Source organism: Trebonia kvetii (genome assembly GCF_007827045.1).
Lineage (GTDB): Bacteria > Actinomycetota > Actinomycetes > Streptosporangiales > Streptosporangiaceae > Trebonia > Trebonia kvetii.
The window spans coordinates 158,384-176,000 of record NZ_RPFW01000003.1; the positions used below are offsets into that span (position 1 = coordinate 158,384).

Consider the following 17,617-nt stretch of genomic DNA (forward strand, 5'->3'; position numbering starts at 1 on the left):
GGGTATTCACGACGACATGGAGTTGGTGTGAGCATCGCAGTTCCCGTCGACCTCGCCGACGCCGCCCTGAGCGCGGAGATGGCCGAGGACCTCGCCGTCGTCGAAGCCGCACTCCGGGACACCTCCTTCGGCGGTGACGAGATGTTCGCCGACGTCTCCAGGCACATGATGGAGGCGGGAGGCAAGCGGTTCCGTGCCATGCTCGTTCTGCTCGCGGCGCGGTTCGGCGACTTCCGTGACAAGCGGCTGGTGCCCGCCGCCGTGGCGATCGAGCTGACCCACCTGGCGACCCTGTTCCACGACGACGTCATGGACGAGGCGGCTATCAGGCGCGGCCACGCCTCGGCGAACTCTCGCTTCGGCAACTCCGTCGCCATCCTGGCCGGCGACTACCTGTTCGCCCGGGCGTCCCGCATCCTGTCCGACCTCGGTCCCGAGGCGATCAGGATCCAGGCGGAGACGTTCGGCCGTCTCGTCGACGGCCAGCTGCTCGAGACCGTCGGAGTCCGCCCAGGCGAGGACCCGCTCGACCATTACATGCACGTCATCACGGAGAAGACCGGGTCGCTCATCGCCACCTCGGGACGGTTCGGCGCGATGTTCTCCGGCCTGCCCGACGAGACGGCCGACCTGATCTCCGACGCCTGCCTGCGGATCGGCGTGGCTTGGCAGCTCTCCGACGACGTGCTTGACGTCGCCTCCACCTCCGCGGAGTCAGGCAAGGAGCAGGGCACCGACCTGCGCCAGGGTGTGCGCACGCTGCCCGTGCTCTACGCGCTGCGCGGCGCGGCGGCCGACGCGGACGCGGTGCGGCTGCGCGAGCTGCTCACCGAGGCTGACCTTACCGACCCGGAGCTGCACGCGGAGGCGCTCACCCTGCTTCGCAAGTCCCCCGCGCTCGAGGAGGCGCGGGAGACGGTCAGGACCTGGGTGCGCGAGGCGCGCGACCTGCTCGCACAGCTCCCCGACGTCCCGGCCCGTGCCGCCTTCGAGTCCCTCTGCGACTTCGTCCGCACCCGCACCGCATAGCCGGTTCCGCTGCGCCTGTAACGCGGAACAGACGTACTCGTACTGTGGTTGTGTGAGGCGGATTCCCCGGCGAGCCAAAGCGCGGCGGCGAGCGGGAAAGCACTGAAGGAGGCACGGTGAGCATTTTCGGGTTCCGTAAGACGCAGATGGTCAGCGCGGAGGACGCCCTGCCGGGCCGGCCGGAGTCGATGCCAGTGCCGGCGCTGCACGAGATCCTGCACACGCCGCTGCAGGGGCCCTACCCGGAGGGCACCGAGATCGCGGAGTTCGCGCTCGGCTGCTTCTGGGGCGAGGAGCAGAACTTCTGGCGGGTGCCGGGCGTCTACACGACCGCCGTTGGCTATGAGGGCGGCTTCACGCCGAACCCCACCTACGAGGAGGTCTGCACGGGGCGTACCGGGCACGCCGAGGCCGTGCGGGTCGTGTACGACCCGGCCAAGGTGTCCTACGCCCAGCTGCTCAAGGTGTTCTGGGAGTCGCATGACCCAACCCAGGGCATGGGGCAGGGCAACGATATCGGCACGCAGTACCGGTCGGTGATCTTCTACCACGGCGAGGAGCAGCGGGCGGCCGCCGAGCAGTCGAAGGCCGAATTCCAGAAGCGGCTGAGCGAGCGCTACTTCGGCGAGATCACCACGGAGATCGTCCCCGCGGGCGAGTTCTACTTCGCGGAGGACTACCACCAGCAGTACCTGTACAAGGTGCCGCACGGTTACTGCCCAGACCACAGCACCGGCGTGAGCTGCCCGATCGGCCTGAAGCTGGACTGACTGGGCTGGCGCGGCCGGCCAGCGAACGCTGGCCGGCCGCTTGGCGTTTCGGCTACTTGCCGGTGACCTTGTTCTTGACCGCGTTCAGGTCGGTCCAGTGCCTCGCCAGGGTCTTCTTGACGATGCCGCCGTCCTCGGGAGCCCACGAGGTCGTGCGCGCCTTGAGGCTGCCGACCGGGATGAGCTCCTAGGCGTACCCCGCGATGGACTTACGGGTTACCCCCGGCGGTTCCCCCTCATAAGGAGACTCTGGCTGGGCTTATAGGTTGCGTGAATCCATCGAATTTTGTCGAAATCGTTTGCAGCCGTTGAGCCACTTTGCCAGTGCGGGCACCCCCGGCCTCGCTAAATACGGGCGGTGCCGCGGGGGTTAGCCTGGTGGCGGCCTCGGAAGACTGAAGCTATGAGCCGGGGGAGCGTCGTCACTGCCGTCACGCAGGCAGCCCGGCGCCGTCGGGCCGCCAGGTCCCGGACGGCCCGGCAGACCGCGGAGACCCGCACCAGGGTCCGGCTGATGATCGAGATCACGGCCAGGGACGGCGACTACCGGAAGGGGCTGCTTGAGGCGGCACGGCACCTCAGCCCGGAGGAAGCCGTCATCATTGCGGACCTGGAGAAGCGCGGGCTGCAGGTTCCGCAGCTGCGCGACATGCTGCGCGGCGGGCACGTCATCGTGGATGACCCGGACCTGTACGAGAGCTGGAGCTTTCCCCGGGTCAGCCATCAGCGGCTGTCCAGCCATCACCGGGACATCGACAAGAAGGTCTACCCGGATCTCGGGATGCGCGGCCTAGTGGTCAGGGAGAAGCTGCACGGGCGGACGGCGCACGGCACGTGGGTCCAGCTGGAGAAGACCCCCGCCGCGTTCGGCAAGCGAAAGCTTCCTGGCCCGGACGACGTTCGCCACCTGATGGATTACGTCATTTACCGGGTGACGCGCAGCAACGTCGGCCCGTGGGGTCTGTCGCGGTGGACCGAGCGCCGTCCGATCTACCTGTCGCCCGACTTGGCGGTGCCCACCCCGCTGGCGCCGCCGGTGGCCGCGTTGCTTGCGACGTCACTGCGCCGGATCGAAGCGGAGGACGACGTGACGGCGGCCTCGGCGGACCTGGCGCGGCGGTTCGCGCCGCCGGAGCGGGCGGACCCGGCGCGGGAGCTCGGCCAGTCGCTGCAGGGTCGGGCGGGGCGGGGCCTGTTCGGCAATTCCGAGGTGTGGGTCACCAAGTCGCCGTCCCCGGTCGCCGCGACGATGCTGCGGCCGCAGCAGCCGCCCCCGCCAGCCTGGGTGCCGTCGGCGGGGACAGCGCACGAGGAGCCAGGCCAGCCGGAAGCGGAAGGAGATCCTGGTGAGCGGTGACGGACAGCCGGCCAGGCCGGGTTCGGCGCAGGCGCCGGTGACCGTGCCCGCGGGCCTGGTCACGCAGATCGTAAACCTGGTCGGCACCGGTCCGGTCGAGCTTGGCGCGTACACCGTCGCCGAGCTCACCGTGGTGGACGCGATCGTGGACTTCCTCGCCGCCCGGCCGTCGGACGAGGTGCTGGCCGAGGCGGTCCGCTCGCTGGCGGCGCGGAAGCTGCTGGTCGCCGGGTCCGCGACGGGAGAGTTTGAGGTGCGGGGCGACCTCGGTATCACGGCGGCGTTCCAGCAGCGGGCCCGGATGGTACTCGACGCCCGCGCGACCGGGACCGAGCCTGGCGAGCCGTGGCGAATCCTGCTGCTGCCGCAGCCGGAGCCGATCACGATGATGGTCCGCATCGACGCCCTCGGCATTCACGAGATCAGCCTGCGCAAGCTGGGCGAGGCGCTGAAGCTGCTCGCCGCCTGGCTGCCGCGGGGACGGGCGGCCGACCCGGACGCCGGGCGGGACGCCGATGCGCTGCTGACGACGGCCGAGCGCTCCGCGCTGGTCACCGTCACCAGGTACGACACACAGGGATCGGCCGAGGTGGCCGGCAGCAGTACCGACCTGGTGCTGGCGCGCCACGGCGGCCAGTTGCACGCCTTCGCCCGCGACGCGCACGATGCGGCGAAGCTGCGGCCCGGCGCCCTGGGCGGCAAGGACGTGCCCGAGGCACTGGCCGGACTGCTTGCGCGGGGAGCGCCCGCACAGCGATAGGGCGGGAAGGCTCAGCGCCAGCCACTCGCGAGGAGTGGCTGGCGCTCGTTCGTGCCAGCGGGAAGCGTTAAACGACTTCCCAGGTGTCGTTGCCTGACAGCAGCTTGGCGAGGTCGCCTTCGCCCGTGGCGCGGGCGGTGGCGATCTGGGCGGCCATCGCGTCGTCGTAGGACGGGCGCTCGACCGAGCGGAACACGCCGATGGGGGTGTGCGCGAAGTCGTAGCCGTCGAGGCGGGACAGCGCGAACGCGTAGGACGGGTCCGTCCGCGCCGCGTCGTGCACGATCAGGTCGGACTCGGGCACCGATGCGGCCTCCACGGCCTCGATCGAGCCGTAGGGGCCGTAGACCAGGCCCATCGACCCCTCGGGGCCGAACCGGACCCGCTCGCCGTGCACCAGGCGGATAAGGCCGGGCGCGCCCGCCTCCTTGACGGGCGCGAACGCGTCGTCATTGAAGATCGGGCAGTTCTGGAAGATCTCGATGAACGCCGAGCCCTTGTGGTCGGCAGCCGCGCGCATCACCGACTGCAGGTGCTTGCGGTCGGAGTCGATCGACCGGGCCACGAACGACGCCTCGGCGCCGAGCGCCAGCGAGACCGGGTTGAACGGGAAGTCCAGCGAGCCGTACGGGGTGGACTTGGTGACCTTGCCCTGCTCGGAGGTGGGCGAGTACTGGCCCTTGGTCAGCCCGTAGATCCGGTTGTTGAACAGCATGATCTTGATGTTCACGTTCCGGCGCAGCGCGTGGATCAGGTGGTTGCCGCCGATGGACAGCGCGTCGCCGTCGCCGGTGATCACCCAGACCGACAGGTCCTGCCGCGAGGAGGCGAGCCCGGAAGCGATCGCCGGCGCGCGGCCGTGGATGGAGTGCATGCCGTAGGACGAGACGTAGTACGGCAGTCGCGACGAGCAGCCGATGCCCGAGACCACGACCACGTTCTCCCGCGGCACCTCCAGCTCGGGGAGGAACGCCTGGAACGCGGCGAGGATCGCGTAGTCACCGCAGCCCGGGCACCAGCGGACTTCCTGGTCCGACTTGAAGTCCTTCGTCGCCAGGCCCTCCGCCTTAGGGACGAGGGTGAGGGAACGGAGGCGGCCGCTGCCGTTCGGGATAATCGCTGGGTTCTCACTCATGGGAGAGCACTTCCTCGATCGCCTCTGCGAGCTCGGCCGCACGGAACGGCAGGCCGCGGACGCGGTTGTAGGAGATCACGTCGACAAGGAACTTGCCGCGAAGCAGCAGGGCGAGCTGGCCGAGGTTGATCTCCGGGACGAGCACCTTGTCGTAGCGGCGCAGCACGTCGCCCAGGTTCGACGGGAACGGGTTCAGGTGCCGCAGGTGCGCCTGCGCGACCTCGTACCCCTCGCGGCGGGCGCGGCGGACCGCTGCGCCGATCGAGCCGTAGGTGGAGCCCCAGCCGAGGACGAGCAGCTTCGCCGTGCCCGACGGGTCGTCGACCTCGAGCGGCGGGATCGAGGCCGCGATGCCCTCGATCTTGGCCGCGCGGGTGCGGACCATCAGGTCGTGGTTGTCCGGGTCGTAGTCGATGTTCCCCGAGCCGTCGGCCTTCTCGATGCCGCCGATGCGGTGCTCGAGGCCGGGGGTGCCGGGGATCGCCCACGGGCGGGCCAGGGTCTTCGGGTCGCGCTTGAACGGCTGGAAGTCGCCGGATTCCGGCTTGTCGGCCGGCGTCGCGAAGGCGAACTCGGCCGACAGGTCGGGCAGGTCCGCGACATCCGGAATCCGCCACGGCTCCGAGCCATTGCCCAGGTAGCCGTCGGAAAGCAGGATCACCGGGGTCCGGTAGGTGATCGCGATCCGCGCCGCCTCGATCGCGGCGAAGAAGCAGTCGGACGGGCTCTGCGCGGCGACGACCGGGATCGGGGACTCGCCGTTGCGGCCGTACAGCGCCATCAGCAGGTCGGTCTGCTCGGTCTTGGTCGGCATGCCGGTCGACGGGCCGGCCCGCTGCACGTCGACGACGAGCAGCGGCAGTTCGACGGAGACCGCGAGGCCGACCGTCTCCGCCTTCAGCAGCATGCCGGGGCCGGAGGTGGTGGTCACCGCGAGCGAGCCGCCGAACGCCGCGCCGAGCGCCGAGCTCGCGGCGGCGATCTCGTCCTCGGCCTGGAACGTCCGCACGCCGAACTTCTTGTGCTTGCTCAGTTCGTGCAGGATGTCCGAGGCGGGGGTGATCGGGTAGGAGCCGAGGAACAGAGGCAGCTTCGACAGCTGGCCGGCCGCGATGAGGCCGTAGGCGAGCGCGAGGTTGCCGGTGATGTTCCGGTAGCGGCCCGGCGTGATCTTGGCCGGCTTGACCTCGTAGCGGACCGCGAAGTCCTCCGTGGTCTCGCCGTAGTTCCAGCCCGCGTGGAAGGCGGTCACGTTGGCCTTGTAGATCTCCGGCTTCCTGCCGAACTTCGCCTCGAGGAAGCTCAGCGTGCCCTCGGCCGGGCGGCCGTAGAGCCAGGACAGCAGGCCGAGCGCGAACATGTTCTTCGCCCGTTCCGCGTCCTTGCGTGAGATGTCCTGGTCTTCGAGTGCCTTGACGGTCAGCGACGTCAGCGGCACTGGGTGCAGCTGGTAGCCGTCGAGCGACCCGTCCTCGAGCGGATTCGCGGCGTAGCCGACCTTGGTCAGGTTCCGCTTGGTGAACTCGTCGGTGTTGACGATCAGCTCGGCGCCGCGCGGCAAATCCTTGAGATTGGCCTTGAGCGCGGCCGGGTTCATCGCCACCAGCACGTCTGGTGCGTCACCGGGAGTAAGGATGTCATGGTCCGCGAAATGCAGCTGGAAGCTGCTGACGCCGGGGAGCGTTCCGGCGGGTGCGCGGATTTCGGCTGGGAAGTTTGGGAGAGTGGACAGGTCGTTCCCGAAGACCGCCGTCTCCTGGGTAAACCTGTCACCGGTGAGCTGCATGCCGTCACCGGAGTCTCCCGCGAACCGAATTATTACGTGGTCAAGCTCCTGGACCTGCTTGGTCACAGCGCTAAGCCTCCTCCGCACGCCGGGCCGGCGCCCTTGTTCAGCACCACCGCATCGGCCGGGGGCGTGTATGCAAGACGCGTTAAAGTCTATGCGGCCCGCCATCCCGGCGCGCCGGTGTGTGGTCCGCGTCACATGCCACTTATTTCTTACGTTTGAAGATTCAAATGTAGAACAATTCTGGCGGGTCAGCCAGATGGTACAGCGGTGACATGCTTATGACATGCGGAAACTTAACAGCACGCTGGCCCGTTGATACAGACATACCGGTCGATAGGTGATCCAGCGGAGACGCCTGAGACACCCGTGCCGGATGACGTGCGCGTCATGGAGGGAGGGCCGCGATGCGTTGTTACGGCTTGCGCGCGGCGCTGCCCGCTGTCGTGCTGTGCGCCGCACTGCTCGCCGTCGCCTCGGTCTGGCTCGGGCTGGCCGGCGCCGCCGTGGTCAGCGCGCTGCTGATCGCGCTCGGCTGGATCATCTACTTCCATTCGGAACGGATGGTGCTTACCGCACTCCGCGCGCGTCCCGTCAGTGAGGTGGAGCGCCCCGACCTCTACCGGATCGTCAGGGAGCTCGCCCGCGCGGCCCGGCTGCCGGGGCCGCGGCTTTTCGTGTCGCCCGCGGCGCAGCCGAACATCCTCACCGTCGGCTACAGCGCTCGTTCCGCGGCGGTGTGCTGTACCGAGGGCCTGCTGCGCATCCTGTCGCCCGCCGAACTGCGCGCCGTGCTCGCGCACGAGCTCGCGCACATCAGCCGCAGGGATGTCGCCGTGTCCTCCTGGTCGGCCGGCCTCGCGTCGCTCGTCGCGACCTGCCCGCTGATCGCCGTGCTGCTCCACCTCGCGGCGCCGACCGGCCGCGAATACGAGGCGGACATGTCGGGGGCCCTGCTCACCGGCGACCCGCTGGCCCTGGCGAGCGCGCTGCGCAAGATCGACACCGCCGCTTCTGCCCAGCCGCTGCGCCCGCGCGGCACGCTTGCCGCGGCGAGCCACCTGATGATCGCCCACCCGTTCCCGTCGGACGGCCTCGGCGGCATGCTCAGCACCCACCCGCCCACCAGCGAGCGAGTCCGCCGCCTTGAGGCCCTGACCGGCGGCCCCGGCCCCGCGGCGCTCTAGCGGTAATTGACGAACTGCAGGGCGAAGTCGAGGTCCTTGCCCTTGAGCAGGCTGATCACGGACTGCAGGTCGTCACGGCTCTTCGACGTCACCCGGAGTTCCTCGCCCTGGACCTGGGCCTTGATGCCCTTCGGGCCCTCGTCCCTGATGATCTTGGACACCTTCTTGGCGTTCTCCTGGGAGATGCCCTCCTTGAGGGCGATCGCGATCCGGTACTCCTTGCCCGACACCTTCGGCTCGGCGGAGTCGAGGTGCTTGAGGGAGACGCCGCGCTTGACGAGTTTCTCCTTGAACACGTCAAGGACGGCGCTCGCGCGCTCCTCGCTGTTGGCGCGGATCTCCACGCCGTTCTCGCCGGACCAGGCGATGGACGCACCGACGCCGCGGAAGTCGAACCGGGTACTGATCTCTTTCGCGGCCTGGTTGAGCGCGTTGTCGGCCTCTTGCCGGTCGATCTTTGACACGATGTCGAAGCTGGACTCAGAAGGCATGACCCACAGCGTAGACGGGTAGGGTGCGGATCGTCACGTTGGAGGCGACCGAGAGTCCCGGACGGGTCTGCGCGCGGGGATCCACGTCGCAAGCACTCGCGATGTCCGCTATATTTCTCTCTGCTGCCTTGATACGGCGGCGCTAGGCAGGTTGCCCGAGTGGCCAAAGGGAGCGGTCTGTAAAACCGTCGGCTCAGCCTACGATGGTTCGAACCCATCACCTGCCACTACCAGCGGAAACGGTCCGTTAGCTGCGAATTCTCGCGCTGGGCGGGCCGTTTTGCTTGTCCCGGGGTGTGTCATCTCGTATCGCCGTGGACCGTCGTGTTGCGGTGTCCACGGACGCATGACGGACGGCGTCCGGGGCGTGCGGACGGTCGGTGTGCACCGTCGGCTTTTCACGGACGGCCACGCGCCGGTGGTCAGCACTGTCTGGGCGCCAGCTGCCCGAGGTCCGCAGGGCGGTTGTGCCGTGCGCCACCAATGGGGGACTGCGACGCCGGGATTGCGGGCGCCGACAATCTGGCTGGTTCTACTGGTTTGACACTAGAGTTGGCTTGGTTCATGTCCCGGTGATATCTGAGCGGACAGGTGGCGACGATCCTGAAGCCTCCTCGACGACTAGGGCATCACCGCCGCTTACCCGGCCCTCCACACCTATTTCGTCAGCCACTGCGCGGCCAGCCGCCGGGAAGCCAGCGCGGCCAGCAGAGTCAAGCTGGACGCGCGCGGCACGATGACCGCCGGACGTCGCCGCCTCGCGAGGTACGCGCGGCGGCGCGGAAGGGGCCGAATCCCGATGAGCACAATCAACACAGCAGCCACGAAGGCCAGGGCTTACTCGCCATCGTGGCGGCTGGCCTCGGTTATCGTGCTGCGCTCCCTCGTCCATGCGCTGATCAGGAACAAGTGGGGCGGCCGGGAGAACGTCCCCGGAAGCGGCGGTGTGATCCTGGCGGTGAACCACCTGTCCTACCTCGACTTTGCGCCCGACGGCGTGTTCTTCCACTCCTGCGGCCGCTATCCGGTGTTCATGATCAAGGCGTCGGCATTCGAGGTGAAGGGCATAGGCGGGTTCCTGCGCAAGGCGGGGCAGGTGCCGGTGTACCGCGGCAGCAGTGATGCGGCGCTGGCGCTCAGCGAGGCAGAAGAGCGGCTGGCCGAAGGCGCGGCTGTGGTTTTCTACCCGGAAGGGACCACGACCCTCGACCGCGACTGGTGGCCGATGGCCGCCAGGACAGGTGTCGCCCGGCTCGCCCTAGCCACGGGCGTGCCCGTGATCCCGGTCGCGCACTGGGGCACCCAGGACATCGTCCCCTTCGGCGGGAAGGTACCGAGGCTGTTCCCGCGCAAGACCGTGCACGTGGTGGCCGGCTGCCCAGTGGACCTGTCGCGGTGGGCCGGGCAGCAGGATTCCGCGAAGGCGCTGCGCGCGGCTACCGACGCGATCATGGCACAGCTCACGGAGTTGGTCGGCCAGCTGCGCGGAGAGACCCCGCCCTCCGTCCCGCACGACCCTAGGAACCCGGCTGGCTGAGGTAGTGGTCGCGACGCTGCCTGCAGGACTTGGAAGTCGGGCAGACTGAAGTTTTTCGAACGTCCGTACGCTAGCTCAGCCGGTAAGCCGCGCTATCGCCGCGTACTGGCAGGCCGCAGCGACGCAGACGTAAATGTGAAAGGCCTCGTGATAGCCGAATACCGACGGGTAGGGGTCTGGCCAGCGACGATGGTAGAAAAGCGCGCCGGCGATGTAGAGCAGGCCGCCGGCCAGCAGCAGGATCCCGGATACGGTGCCGGCGTGGATCCACACCCATGGCAGTGCGAGGCCGCCTGTGCAGCCGAGCCCGATGAACAGCGCACCAGCTACAAACTCCGGCGTGCTCGCCCGCGCCAGGCGGGCGGCTACCGCAGCGAGCGTTAGCGCCCACATCACGACCAGACAGGCCAGGCCGGCGCCGACGGGTGCGGAAAGCAGGAAGGCGGGAGTCGCCGTGCCGGCGATGAGGAAGAAGATCATCGCCTGGTCCAGGTGCCGGAGCCGCAGCCGCCAGGAGGCCCTCCAGTTACCGCGGTGGTAGAGCGCGCTGGTCCCGAACAGGGCACTTAGGCTTACCGCGTAGACAGCGGTGGCCGTGACCTGCGCGGCACCGTGCGCACGGGCAAGCAGCAGCGCGCCGCCAGCCAGCGAGGCCAAGAAGCAAAGCAGGTGCAGCCAGCCGCGAAGCGTCGGCCTGGCGTAGTAGACACCGCGACGAGCGTCGTAAAGCAGGGCTGCCTCTGTGTGGCCCGCGTCTGTCGCCGCCTGTCCGGTCACGTACCTACCGACCGTATAAGCATGAAAAACTCCAGTTCCTGCCGCTGCCCCGCGATTGCGCGGGCTCAGCTGCCGGGGACCGGAGCAGCGCAATCAGCCTACACTCTGTCGCGCCCCGTGAGTATGCGGGTGCTAAGCCTGTGGGAGGCGACTGAGTTTGGGCCGGCCCAGGCGATCGATCCCTCGGACGGCGATCGACGAGCGCCGACAGGCGCCTGAGAGCGGCACGGGAACCACGCATCCGTTCGGGATGACCCGGTGAATGATCCCGAATGGCTGCGGCGTTCTGGCAATTCAATTCAGCCCCGCTGGTTACGACGCCGGGGGCGAGCATCCGCGCGCCTGTCAGGGAAGCGCATGGAACGCGTCAGGGAAGCTCACGCGACCGTGACTGCGGCCGTGGCCGGTGTTAGAACGGATTTGACAGGCCGGCCGAGGGCCAGGACGACGGTACGGCGATCCCGTGATCTAGTCACACCGGACCCTGGTCACTCACGCTTGTGAAAACTTTCACAAGCGTCTGCCGTGTCCGCACACCGCGATAAGAAGAGGAGCACCATCATGCACTCGACCATCCACCCAGCGCTGGGCCACGGCGGCTACGAGCCTCCCCGCCCCGCCTGGAAGTTCCGGAAGCGTACCGTGGCGCAGGCCGAGCCGGCGGAGGCAGACGAGCCGCCGGAAACCGCCGCGGCCGGGTCAGCGGTCACCCCGGAGCTGGTGGAGCTGGGCGAGGCTCATTTCTGGCCGCATGCCCGGGTGGCCGGCGACCTGTCATCGCCTGGCGCGGTGAAGATCGTGACTCGCGGGGACGGGGTCTGGGTGTACGACGACAAGGGCCGCCGCTACCTCGACAGCCTGTCCGGCATGTGGCTCAGCAACATCGGGCATGGCCGACGTGAGATCGCCGACGCCGTAGGCGCCCAGGTCCGCGAGCTCGGGTACGCGCCAGACGGCACCGTCCACCCGGCGACCCTGCGGCTAGCCGCCCGGGTCGCCGCCCTGGCCCCTGACCCGGCCTCGCGCGTGTTCTTCGTCAGCGGCGGCTCGGAAGCCGTGGAGACCGCGATGAAGATGGCGAAGAAATACCACCGCAGCCGCGGTGAGGCGGGACGCTACAAGTTCATCAGCCGCCGTGGTTCCTACCACGGCGCGCGGTGATCGGCGAGCCGATCTCCGCCGCCGCCGGCGTGCACATCCCGCACCCGGGATACTGGCCCATGGTGCGCGAGATCTGCGACCGCTACGGTGTCCTCCTCATCTGCGACGAGGTGATCACCGGGTTCGGCCGCACCGGCCGGATGTTCGCAACCGAGCACTGGGGCATCGTCCCGGACATCACCGTGGCCGCGAAGGCCCTGACGAGCGGTTACGTTCCGATCGGCGCCGTCATCGCGAGCAGGCACGTCGCCGACGCCTTCACCGGCCCCGCCGGCACCGCCTTCGACCACCGCATCACCTTCGGCGGGAACCCGGTGTCGTGCGCCGCGGGGCTCGCGAATCTGGACGTGATCGAGCGCGAGCTCCTGGTGCGGAACGCGGCGGACACGGGCGGCTACCTTTTCAGCCGCCTGCAGGAGTTGTACCGCTACGACGAGGACCGCCCGGTGACCGAGGGCATCGTACGGCCGGGCTTCAGCTACTGCACATTCGGCTACCTGCTCAGCGCGTCCGGCCTGCGAAAGGTCCTCAGCTGCGGCTTCGAACGCGCGCTGATCCCCGTCGACGAGCTCCTCCCAGCCCTCTGCATGGACCACCCGCGGGAAGACATCCGGTTGCTGTATCCCAAACGGCTCAGTGCGCACGCCCTCGAGCCTGCCCTCATCACGCAGCTGCCCAAGCGGGAGGCGGGAAGCGACACGGAGTCAAGTGCCTTCGTGGTGAACAAGAAGGCGTCAGCCGAGCGGGACCGTCCGGTGACCGCGCTCGCGAAGCATATGGATGCCGTTTGGAGTTCGGCAGAAACCGCTTAGGGCCTGTTAGCATCCCGAGGGCCCCGAGCTCCCGGCGTAGCGTCCTAACTGCAACGTTTTCCCTGTTCAGGGAGCTGGAGTAGCAATGACCGTTGTTGAGGGAATCCTCCTCGCCGTCTCCGCCGTCACCTTCGTCTACCTCGGCATCGCGATGTTCAAGCCGGAATGGTTCTGAGGGGCGAAACCATGGAGGATGCACTTCTTACCGCCATCCTGGTGGCGTCCTTCGCGTTCGTGATCGGGCTCATCCAGGTCATCAACCGGATGCTTGAACGAGACACCGACCGGGGCGAACTCGCCGACCAGCCACCTGATACTGGCATGTCCCACCGCGGCAACCCCGGCAACGGACTGGCCGGCCCCACGGGCTGGCGACCATGACCGCGCCGGCGCTTTCCGCACGGCCGGAGGAGGACCGCCCCCCGAAGGTCCGCATCCGAAGCGCCGCGGCCCTGTTCGAGCCCGCGATCCTCCGCCGCGCCGCCGTCGCGGCCTTCGCGAAGCTCGACCCCCGGGTGATGATCCGCATCCCCGTCATGTTCGTGGTCGAGATCGGCTCGGTGATCACCACCGTCGACTTCTTCGCCCGCCCAGACCTGTTCGTCGGCCTGGTGGCCCTGTGGCTATGGGCGACCGTGCTGTTCGCCAACTTCGCCGAGGCGGTGGCCGAAGGCCGCGGCAAGGCCCAGGCGGACACCCTTCGCAAGGCCCGCAAGGACACCGTCGCCTGCCGGCTCAGAACCAACGGCACGACCGAGGAGATCCCCTCCACTCAGCTCAAGGTCGGCGACCGCTGCGTAGTCAGCGCGGACCAGGTCATCCCGGGCGACGGCGACGTCATCGAGGGGATCGCCGTCGTCGACGAGTCCGCGATCACTGGCGAGTCCGCCCCGGTGATGCGCGAGTCGGGCGGCGACCGCTTCGCGGTGACCGGCGGCACGATCGTGCTGTCCGACCAGATCACGGTGCAGATTACGTCCAGCCCGGGCGAGACGTTCCTCGACCGGATGATCGCCCTGGTCGAGGGCGCGTCCCGGCAGAAGACGCCGAACGAGATCGCCCTCGACATCCTCATCGCGGGCATGACGCTGATCCTGCTCGTCACGGTGGTCACGCTGCAGCCGATGGCGGTCTACGACAAGGCCATCCAGTCCACGGCGGTGCTTGTCGCGCTGTTCGTCTGCCTGGCCCCGACCACGATCGGCGGGCTGCTGTCCGCGATCGGCATCGCCGGCATGGACCGCATGGTGCAGCGCAACGTCCTGGCCATGTCCGGAAGGGCGGTCGAGGCCGCGGGCGACTGCTCGACCCTGCTGCTGGACAAGACGGGCACGATCACCTACGGCAACCGGATGGCCGCAGAGCTCATCCCGCTCCGCGGGGTCACGGAACGAGAGGTCGCCGAGGCGGCCCTGCTGTCATCGGTCGCCGACGAGACGCCCGAGGGCCGCTCCATCGTGGACTTCGCGCAGGAGCGCTCCCGGTGATCACCAAGGACCTGACCGTGGTCGGCCTGGTCCGGTTCACCGCGCAGACCAGGATGAGCGGCATCGACCTGCCCCCGGACGGCGACGGGCACCCTGGCCGCAGCATCCGCAAGGGCGCCGCGGACTCGGTTCGTGCGTGGGTCACGGCCCGCGGCTACCAGGTGATCGAGAGCCGGCCCGGCGACGACGCCTTCGGCGACGCCCAGGCCATCGCTCCCGGTGCCGGCATGGGCGAGGTCAGCGGCTACCTGGCCGACTCGGCGCTGCGCTGGCGCATGCTGCCCGCATTGCGTGGCATTACGACGGGTGGCTGGCGCAAGGCCCGATACCTGGTCTATTTCGCCGCTCAGATGCGGCAGATCCACGTCACCGCTCCGTAAAGGACCTGATGCTCGAAGCCCGCGAGGCGGCGTGGCCCGCAGGGATCTCAACGCGGGCTGCCAGGCGGCTGGCGAATGTCCCGTAGCAGGAAGACTTGGCAGCAGGTCCCGCGCAAAATTAGCGGGACTTGCGCCTGACCGTTGCCTGTGAGAGACGCAAGCCGGTCGCCCATTCCGAGACCTCGAGCGGGGAAGTAAGGTAGTAGCAGGGGTTTTCTGTGCCCGCTGGGTGGGCGTTCGAGCGGATTAATCGCTGTCGGCTGCGGTGGCAGCGTTCCGCTCGGCCCAGTGGGCAGTTGCGGTGAAGTCGGGGTTGGGCTGGATGCGGAACTGGTGGCGGGCATGGAGCTACGGCAACTGCGCTACTTCGTGACGCTGGCGGAGGAACTGCACTTCGGCCGGGCGGCCGAGCGGGAGCACATCGTGCAGTCCGCGCTGAGCCAGCAGGTGCAGCGGCTGGAGCGCGAGCTGGGCGTCCGCCTGCTGGAACGCAGCACCCACCATGTGGCGCTGACCGCTGCCGGGGTGGTGTTCCTGGTTGAGGCACGGCAGATCCTGGCGCACGCGGGCCGGGCCGCGGAAGCGGCCAGGAACACGGCAGCCGCCGCCGCGCCGCTCCGCGTCGGCATCGTCGATTCCAGCTACGACTCGATGCCGCAGATCCTGCACGAGGTGCAGGCCCGCTACCCCGGCCTGGTGATACACCAGATCGAGGCCAGCGTGCCCGAGCAGTACCAGCGGCTCACCGACGGCCGCCTGGACGTGGGCGTCGGCCGCGCCGCGCTCGCCCCCGCGCAGATCGCGTCGCTGCTGTTCCGCCACGATCCGCTCGGCGTCCTGGTGCCGACCGATCACCCGTTCGCCGAACTAGACGGCGTATCGGTCGCCGAGCTCGCCAGGGAACCGCTCCTGCTCGCCGAGGAGGTGATGGCACCGGAATTCAACCAGTTCACCGTCGAGATGTGCCGGGCGGCCGGCTTCACCCCCACCGTGTACCAGGGGACCGTGGAGAGCATCCGGGCGGCCGCCGCCCTCGTCGCCGCCGGACGCTGCCTGTACTGCGTGCCGTCCTCCTGCATCGCCGCGCTCCCCGGGACCATCTGGCGGCCCCTGACCGAGCCGGCCTCCGACTACCCGTGGTCGGTCCTGTGGCGCGCCGCCGACGACTCCGGCCACGTCCGCGCCGTCGTCGCCTGCGCCCAGGCCATGTCAAAACGCCTCGGCTGGCTCACCCCCGCCAGCCAGCCGACACAGAGCCGGGCGGTCGTGCCTTAAGGTCAACTGCTAGGCTGCGGCGTCTTGCATGAGATCTTCGGGTTCACGCCCACGTAATTGAGCGGGCCCGCGAGAACCGTCACGGTGATCGTGCCCGCTTTGGCGCAGTTCGCGGTTGAACTGTCGTAGTAATGGCGCTGGCTGCCGGCGATGGCGCCGATGATCAGCCAGACGAGAAGTAGCACAGGTCCGATACGCATATTCCTAGTAAGGGCCATTCGCGGGCAGATAGAAATAAGCAATCCGGGCAAAACTAATCACGCCTGGAGATCACCCAGGACGCGTCGATCACGCGCCAAATCGGCGCCGCCTTCCGCGCCCGGTGGGACGACCGGAACCCCGGCATGCGATTGGATACTCTCAACAGCCCGCACCGGTCCCTGGTCCACCCGGTCGTCGGGTACGTCGGGCGCGCACGCCGGGGTGATCGACGTCCACGGACGGCAGGTCCTTCCGAACGAGTGTCAAGCGTGCCCGTGCCCGGCGGGAAATAGCCGTTCAGGGGGAAGGGCTCATCACCGGAGCTGATTACCCTGCACCGGGCTGGGCTGCGTGGGTCCGATCAGGGCTGGTCAACGGCACATAGTGCGGTTTGTCGATGAGGCTCGCGGTCGACGCGGGAACTCTTAGGTCGTTTACTACAGCCCGGACGTTTCGCTTATCCTGAAAAGGCAATCGCTGATCGCCCAGTTGTGTGGGCCGGCCTTTTGATCGCACTGTCGTACTGCTCCAGACCCCGGTGGCCAATGTAGGCGTACTGCCGGAGGCGCGGATATGTCCGAAGTGTTGCAGGCATTCAGTTACGGCCCAAGTCATGTGCCGGTGCGCGGTGGCCCTCCCGGTCGGCGCTGGCGCCTGCGCGGGCAGGCAGGCGGCTTGCAGTGCTGCCTGTAACGTCCGGGCCGCGCTCCCTGACCTGGATGTCGAGCGGCGCCTGCCTGCAGGCGGATCCCGAGTTGTTCTTTCCCATCGCGGCGGTCACAGGCCTGGCAGCGCGGCAGGCTGAAGCGGCGAAGGCGGTCTGCGCTCCTTGCGCTGTCCGCAAGAACTGCCTGTCCTACGCCCTTGAAGCCATGCCGGAGGGCATCTGGGGCGGAACCACCCCGGATGAGCGTCGCGCAGCACGGAGACGACCATCCCGCCACCTTGCCAGCGCCAAGTCCCGCGAACCGGCAAGCGCGGCGGTAACCGGGGAAAACGCGACGTGCGGGCACGCCGCGGGGGAGCCGGTTCCGCCCGGCAGGACAGCGTGATGGGCTTGCCGGCGAGCCAGCGGCGCGCACTTAGCCAGATCGAGCAAACGCTAGCGGACGATCATCCTAGTCTCGGAGCGCTGTTCGCCATCTTTACCAGGCTGGCCGGCCACGAGGCAATGCCCGCAACTGAGCAGGTCACGGCCTGGTCGTGGCGGTGGCAGCGGCGGATGTGGCCGGGAGTGGTGACCGTCGTCGGGCTGGCCCTGGCCACGGGGGTGTTGCTCACAATCAGCCTTATGCTGCCCCGTCCTCAGGTATGCGCCCCGGGCGCCGTTACCCCCATCGCGGCACACGCGCGGTCGGTCCCTACGGGGCGCCAGCTCGCCTGCGCGACCCAGCAAGAAAAGCCCGCCAACCCAAGCCAGAGCCGGTTCTACGTGCACTGAACAAAGATGGACGCGGTGCTGGAATGAC

General features: G+C 68.5%; 21 protein-coding genes and 1 tRNA gene. 17 read left to right on the forward strand and 5 right to left on the reverse strand.

The annotated features are described in order from the left end of the window. Window positions 1-27 precede the first annotated feature (27 nt). The 4 genes from EAS64_RS15500 to EAS64_RS15515 all read left to right on the forward strand — a co-directional run bounded on the left by EAS64_RS15500 (window position 28) and on the right by EAS64_RS15515 (window position 3,916). On the forward strand, window positions 28-1,029 hold the full coding sequence (locus EAS64_RS15500) for a polyprenyl synthetase family protein (protein ID WP_439333600.1): 1,002 nt from the start codon (window positions 28-30) through the stop codon (window positions 1,027-1,029). Window positions 1,030-1,151: 122 nt separating this feature from the next. Beyond that, on the forward strand, window positions 1,152-1,799 hold the full coding sequence (msrA, locus tag EAS64_RS15505; protein WP_145854780.1) for a peptide-methionine (S)-S-oxide reductase MsrA: 648 nt from the start codon (window positions 1,152-1,154) through the stop codon (window positions 1,797-1,799). Between the two features lie 403 nt (window positions 1,800-2,202). Beyond that, window positions 2,203-3,156, forward strand: coding sequence for a hypothetical protein (locus EAS64_RS15510; protein WP_145853726.1), 954 nt, complete (start codon window positions 2,203-2,205; stop codon window positions 3,154-3,156). Further along, window positions 3,146-3,916: a hypothetical protein gene (locus EAS64_RS15515; protein WP_145853727.1), complete on the forward strand. Its 771-nt coding sequence runs from the start codon at window positions 3,146-3,148 to the stop codon at window positions 3,914-3,916. Before EAS64_RS15510 ends, EAS64_RS15515 begins: the two co-directional genes overlap by 11 nt. A gap of 67 nt (window positions 3,917-3,983) precedes the next feature. Here EAS64_RS15515 and EAS64_RS15520 read toward each other — a convergent pair whose 3' ends face one another. After that, window positions 3,984-5,051 (reverse strand): 2-oxoacid:ferredoxin oxidoreductase subunit beta, encoded by a 1,068-nt coding sequence (locus tag EAS64_RS15520; RefSeq protein ID WP_145853728.1) that lies wholly within the window; start codon window positions 5,049-5,051, stop codon window positions 3,984-3,986. Further along, window positions 5,044-6,903 (reverse strand): 2-oxoacid:acceptor oxidoreductase subunit alpha, encoded by a 1,860-nt coding sequence (locus tag EAS64_RS15525; protein WP_145853729.1) that lies wholly within the window; start codon window positions 6,901-6,903, stop codon window positions 5,044-5,046. The genes EAS64_RS15520 and EAS64_RS15525 overlap by 8 nt, the downstream gene beginning before the upstream one ends. A 344-nt stretch (window positions 6,904-7,247) precedes the next feature. Between EAS64_RS15525 and EAS64_RS15530 the strand changes: the two genes are divergently transcribed. Continuing rightward, window positions 7,248-8,027 (forward strand): M48 family metalloprotease, encoded by a 780-nt coding sequence (locus tag EAS64_RS15530; protein WP_145853730.1) that lies wholly within the window; start codon window positions 7,248-7,250, stop codon window positions 8,025-8,027. On the opposite strand, the gene EAS64_RS15535 is transcribed toward EAS64_RS15530, so the two are convergent. Further along, window positions 8,024-8,518: a YajQ family cyclic di-GMP-binding protein gene (locus tag EAS64_RS15535; protein WP_145853731.1), complete on the reverse strand. Its 495-nt coding sequence runs from the start codon at window positions 8,516-8,518 to the stop codon at window positions 8,024-8,026. The two genes, EAS64_RS15530 and EAS64_RS15535, sit on opposite strands and share 4 nt — an antisense overlap. 145 nt (window positions 8,519-8,663) lie before the next feature. Here EAS64_RS15535 and EAS64_RS15540 point away from each other — a divergent pair. Both EAS64_RS15540 and EAS64_RS15545 read left to right on the forward strand, forming a co-directional pair. Then, window positions 8,664-8,745: transfer RNA gene (locus tag EAS64_RS15540), tRNA-Tyr, on the forward strand. Between the two features lie 572 nt (window positions 8,746-9,317). After that, window positions 9,318-10,055 carry a lysophospholipid acyltransferase family protein gene (locus EAS64_RS15545; protein WP_145853732.1) on the forward strand — a complete coding sequence of 246 codons (738 nt, stop codon included), beginning with the start codon at window positions 9,318-9,320 and terminating at the stop codon, window positions 10,053-10,055. Between the two features lie 75 nt (window positions 10,056-10,130). On the opposite strand, the gene trhA is transcribed toward EAS64_RS15545, so the two are convergent. Beyond that, window positions 10,131-10,832 carry a PAQR family membrane homeostasis protein TrhA gene (gene trhA / locus EAS64_RS15550; protein WP_187365948.1) on the reverse strand — a complete coding sequence of 234 codons (702 nt, stop codon included), beginning with the start codon at window positions 10,830-10,832 and terminating at the stop codon, window positions 10,131-10,133. A 561-nt stretch (window positions 10,833-11,393) separates the two neighbouring features. Here trhA and EAS64_RS15555 point away from each other — a divergent pair. From EAS64_RS15555 to EAS64_RS15580, 7 genes are all read left to right on the forward strand, one after another. After that, complete coding sequence (locus EAS64_RS15555; protein WP_145853734.1) at window positions 11,394-11,993, forward strand: aminotransferase class III-fold pyridoxal phosphate-dependent enzyme; 600 nt, start codon at window positions 11,394-11,396, stop codon at window positions 11,991-11,993. Beyond that, window positions 11,990-12,805 carry an aminotransferase class III-fold pyridoxal phosphate-dependent enzyme gene (locus EAS64_RS15560; RefSeq protein WP_145853735.1) on the forward strand — a complete coding sequence of 272 codons (816 nt, stop codon included), beginning with the start codon at window positions 11,990-11,992 and terminating at the stop codon, window positions 12,803-12,805. Before EAS64_RS15555 ends, EAS64_RS15560 begins: the two co-directional genes overlap by 4 nt. An 85-nt stretch (window positions 12,806-12,890) precedes the next feature. Continuing rightward, window positions 12,891-12,980 carry a potassium-transporting ATPase subunit F gene (locus EAS64_RS15565; RefSeq protein ID WP_145853736.1) on the forward strand — a complete coding sequence of 30 codons (90 nt, stop codon included), beginning with the start codon at window positions 12,891-12,893 and terminating at the stop codon, window positions 12,978-12,980. 11 nt (window positions 12,981-12,991) lie between these two features. Further along, complete coding sequence (locus EAS64_RS15570) at window positions 12,992-13,186, forward strand: hypothetical protein (RefSeq protein ID WP_145853737.1); 195 nt, start codon at window positions 12,992-12,994, stop codon at window positions 13,184-13,186. Next, entirely contained in the window at window positions 13,183-14,292 is a 1,110-nt protein-coding gene (locus EAS64_RS15575) for an HAD-IC family P-type ATPase (RefSeq protein WP_439333601.1), read from the forward strand. Before EAS64_RS15570 ends, EAS64_RS15575 begins: the two co-directional genes overlap by 4 nt. Further along, entirely contained in the window at window positions 14,289-14,672 is a 384-nt protein-coding gene (locus tag EAS64_RS47955) for a hypothetical protein (protein WP_439333602.1), read from the forward strand. Before EAS64_RS15575 ends, EAS64_RS47955 begins: the two co-directional genes overlap by 4 nt. Before the next feature lie 342 nt (window positions 14,673-15,014). After that, the gene (locus EAS64_RS15580; RefSeq protein ID WP_145853738.1) at window positions 15,015-15,947 is read left to right on the forward strand and encodes a LysR family transcriptional regulator; all 933 of its coding nucleotides are present in this window, start codon (window positions 15,015-15,017) and stop codon (window positions 15,945-15,947) included. Window positions 15,948-15,949: 2 nt separating this feature from the next. Here EAS64_RS15580 and EAS64_RS15585 read toward each other — a convergent pair whose 3' ends face one another. After that, on the reverse strand, window positions 15,950-16,147 hold the full coding sequence (locus EAS64_RS15585) for a hypothetical protein (protein ID WP_145853739.1): 198 nt from the start codon (window positions 16,145-16,147) through the stop codon (window positions 15,950-15,952). 99 nt (window positions 16,148-16,246) lie between these two features. On the opposite strand from EAS64_RS15585, the gene EAS64_RS48065 reads away from it, so the two are divergent. The 3 genes from EAS64_RS48065 (at window position 16,247) to EAS64_RS15595 (ending at window position 17,589) form a co-directional block, all read left to right on the forward strand. Continuing rightward, a complete protein-coding gene (locus EAS64_RS48065) occupies window positions 16,247-16,441 on the forward strand; it encodes a hypothetical protein (RefSeq protein WP_500691519.1) in 195 nt (64 codons plus the stop codon). Between the two features lie 426 nt (window positions 16,442-16,867). After that, window positions 16,868-17,200, forward strand: a complete 333-nt coding sequence (locus tag EAS64_RS15590; RefSeq protein ID WP_187366034.1) for a WhiB family transcriptional regulator — start codon at window positions 16,868-16,870, stop codon at window positions 17,198-17,200. Then, window positions 17,200-17,589 carry a DUF3040 domain-containing protein gene (locus EAS64_RS15595; protein ID WP_145853740.1) on the forward strand — a complete coding sequence of 130 codons (390 nt, stop codon included), beginning with the start codon at window positions 17,200-17,202 and terminating at the stop codon, window positions 17,587-17,589. Before EAS64_RS15590 ends, EAS64_RS15595 begins: the two co-directional genes overlap by 1 nt. Window positions 17,590-17,617: the final 28 nt, after the last annotated feature.

Excerpts from the sequence above, each read along its gene's own strand:
- EAS64_RS15535 (WP_145853731.1), bottom strand. The coding sequence starts at position 8,518 with ATGCCTTCTGAGTCCAGCTTCGACATCGTGTCAAAGATCGACCGGCAA.
- EAS64_RS15585 (WP_145853739.1), bottom strand. The coding sequence starts at position 16,147 with ATGCGTATCGGACCTGTGCTACTTCTCGTCTGGCTGATCATCGGCGCC.
- EAS64_RS15530 (WP_145853730.1), top strand. The coding sequence starts at position 7,248 with ATGCGTTGTTACGGCTTGCGCGCGGCGCTGCCCGCTGTCGTGCTGTGC.
- EAS64_RS15510 (WP_145853726.1), top strand. The coding sequence starts at position 2,203 with ATGAGCCGGGGGAGCGTCGTCACTGCCGTCACGCAGGCAGCCCGGCGC.
- EAS64_RS15565 (WP_145853736.1), top strand. The coding sequence starts at position 12,891 with ATGACCGTTGTTGAGGGAATCCTCCTCGCCGTCTCCGCCGTCACCTTC.
- EAS64_RS15580 (WP_145853738.1), top strand. The coding sequence starts at position 15,015 with ATGGAGCTACGGCAACTGCGCTACTTCGTGACGCTGGCGGAGGAACTG.
- EAS64_RS15520 (WP_145853728.1), bottom strand. The coding sequence starts at position 5,051 with ATGAGTGAGAACCCAGCGATTATCCCGAACGGCAGCGGCCGCCTCCGT.
- EAS64_RS15595 (WP_145853740.1), top strand. The coding sequence starts at position 17,200 with ATGGGCTTGCCGGCGAGCCAGCGGCGCGCACTTAGCCAGATCGAGCAA.
- EAS64_RS15575 (WP_439333601.1), top strand. The coding sequence starts at position 13,183 with ATGACCGCGCCGGCGCTTTCCGCACGGCCGGAGGAGGACCGCCCCCCG.
- EAS64_RS15590 (WP_187366034.1), top strand. The coding sequence starts at position 16,868 with ATGTCGAGCGGCGCCTGCCTGCAGGCGGATCCCGAGTTGTTCTTTCCC.
- EAS64_RS15545 (WP_145853732.1), top strand. The coding sequence starts at position 9,318 with ATGAGCACAATCAACACAGCAGCCACGAAGGCCAGGGCTTACTCGCCA.
- EAS64_RS15570 (WP_145853737.1), top strand. The coding sequence starts at position 12,992 with ATGGAGGATGCACTTCTTACCGCCATCCTGGTGGCGTCCTTCGCGTTC.
- EAS64_RS15555 (WP_145853734.1), top strand. The coding sequence starts at position 11,394 with ATGCACTCGACCATCCACCCAGCGCTGGGCCACGGCGGCTACGAGCCT.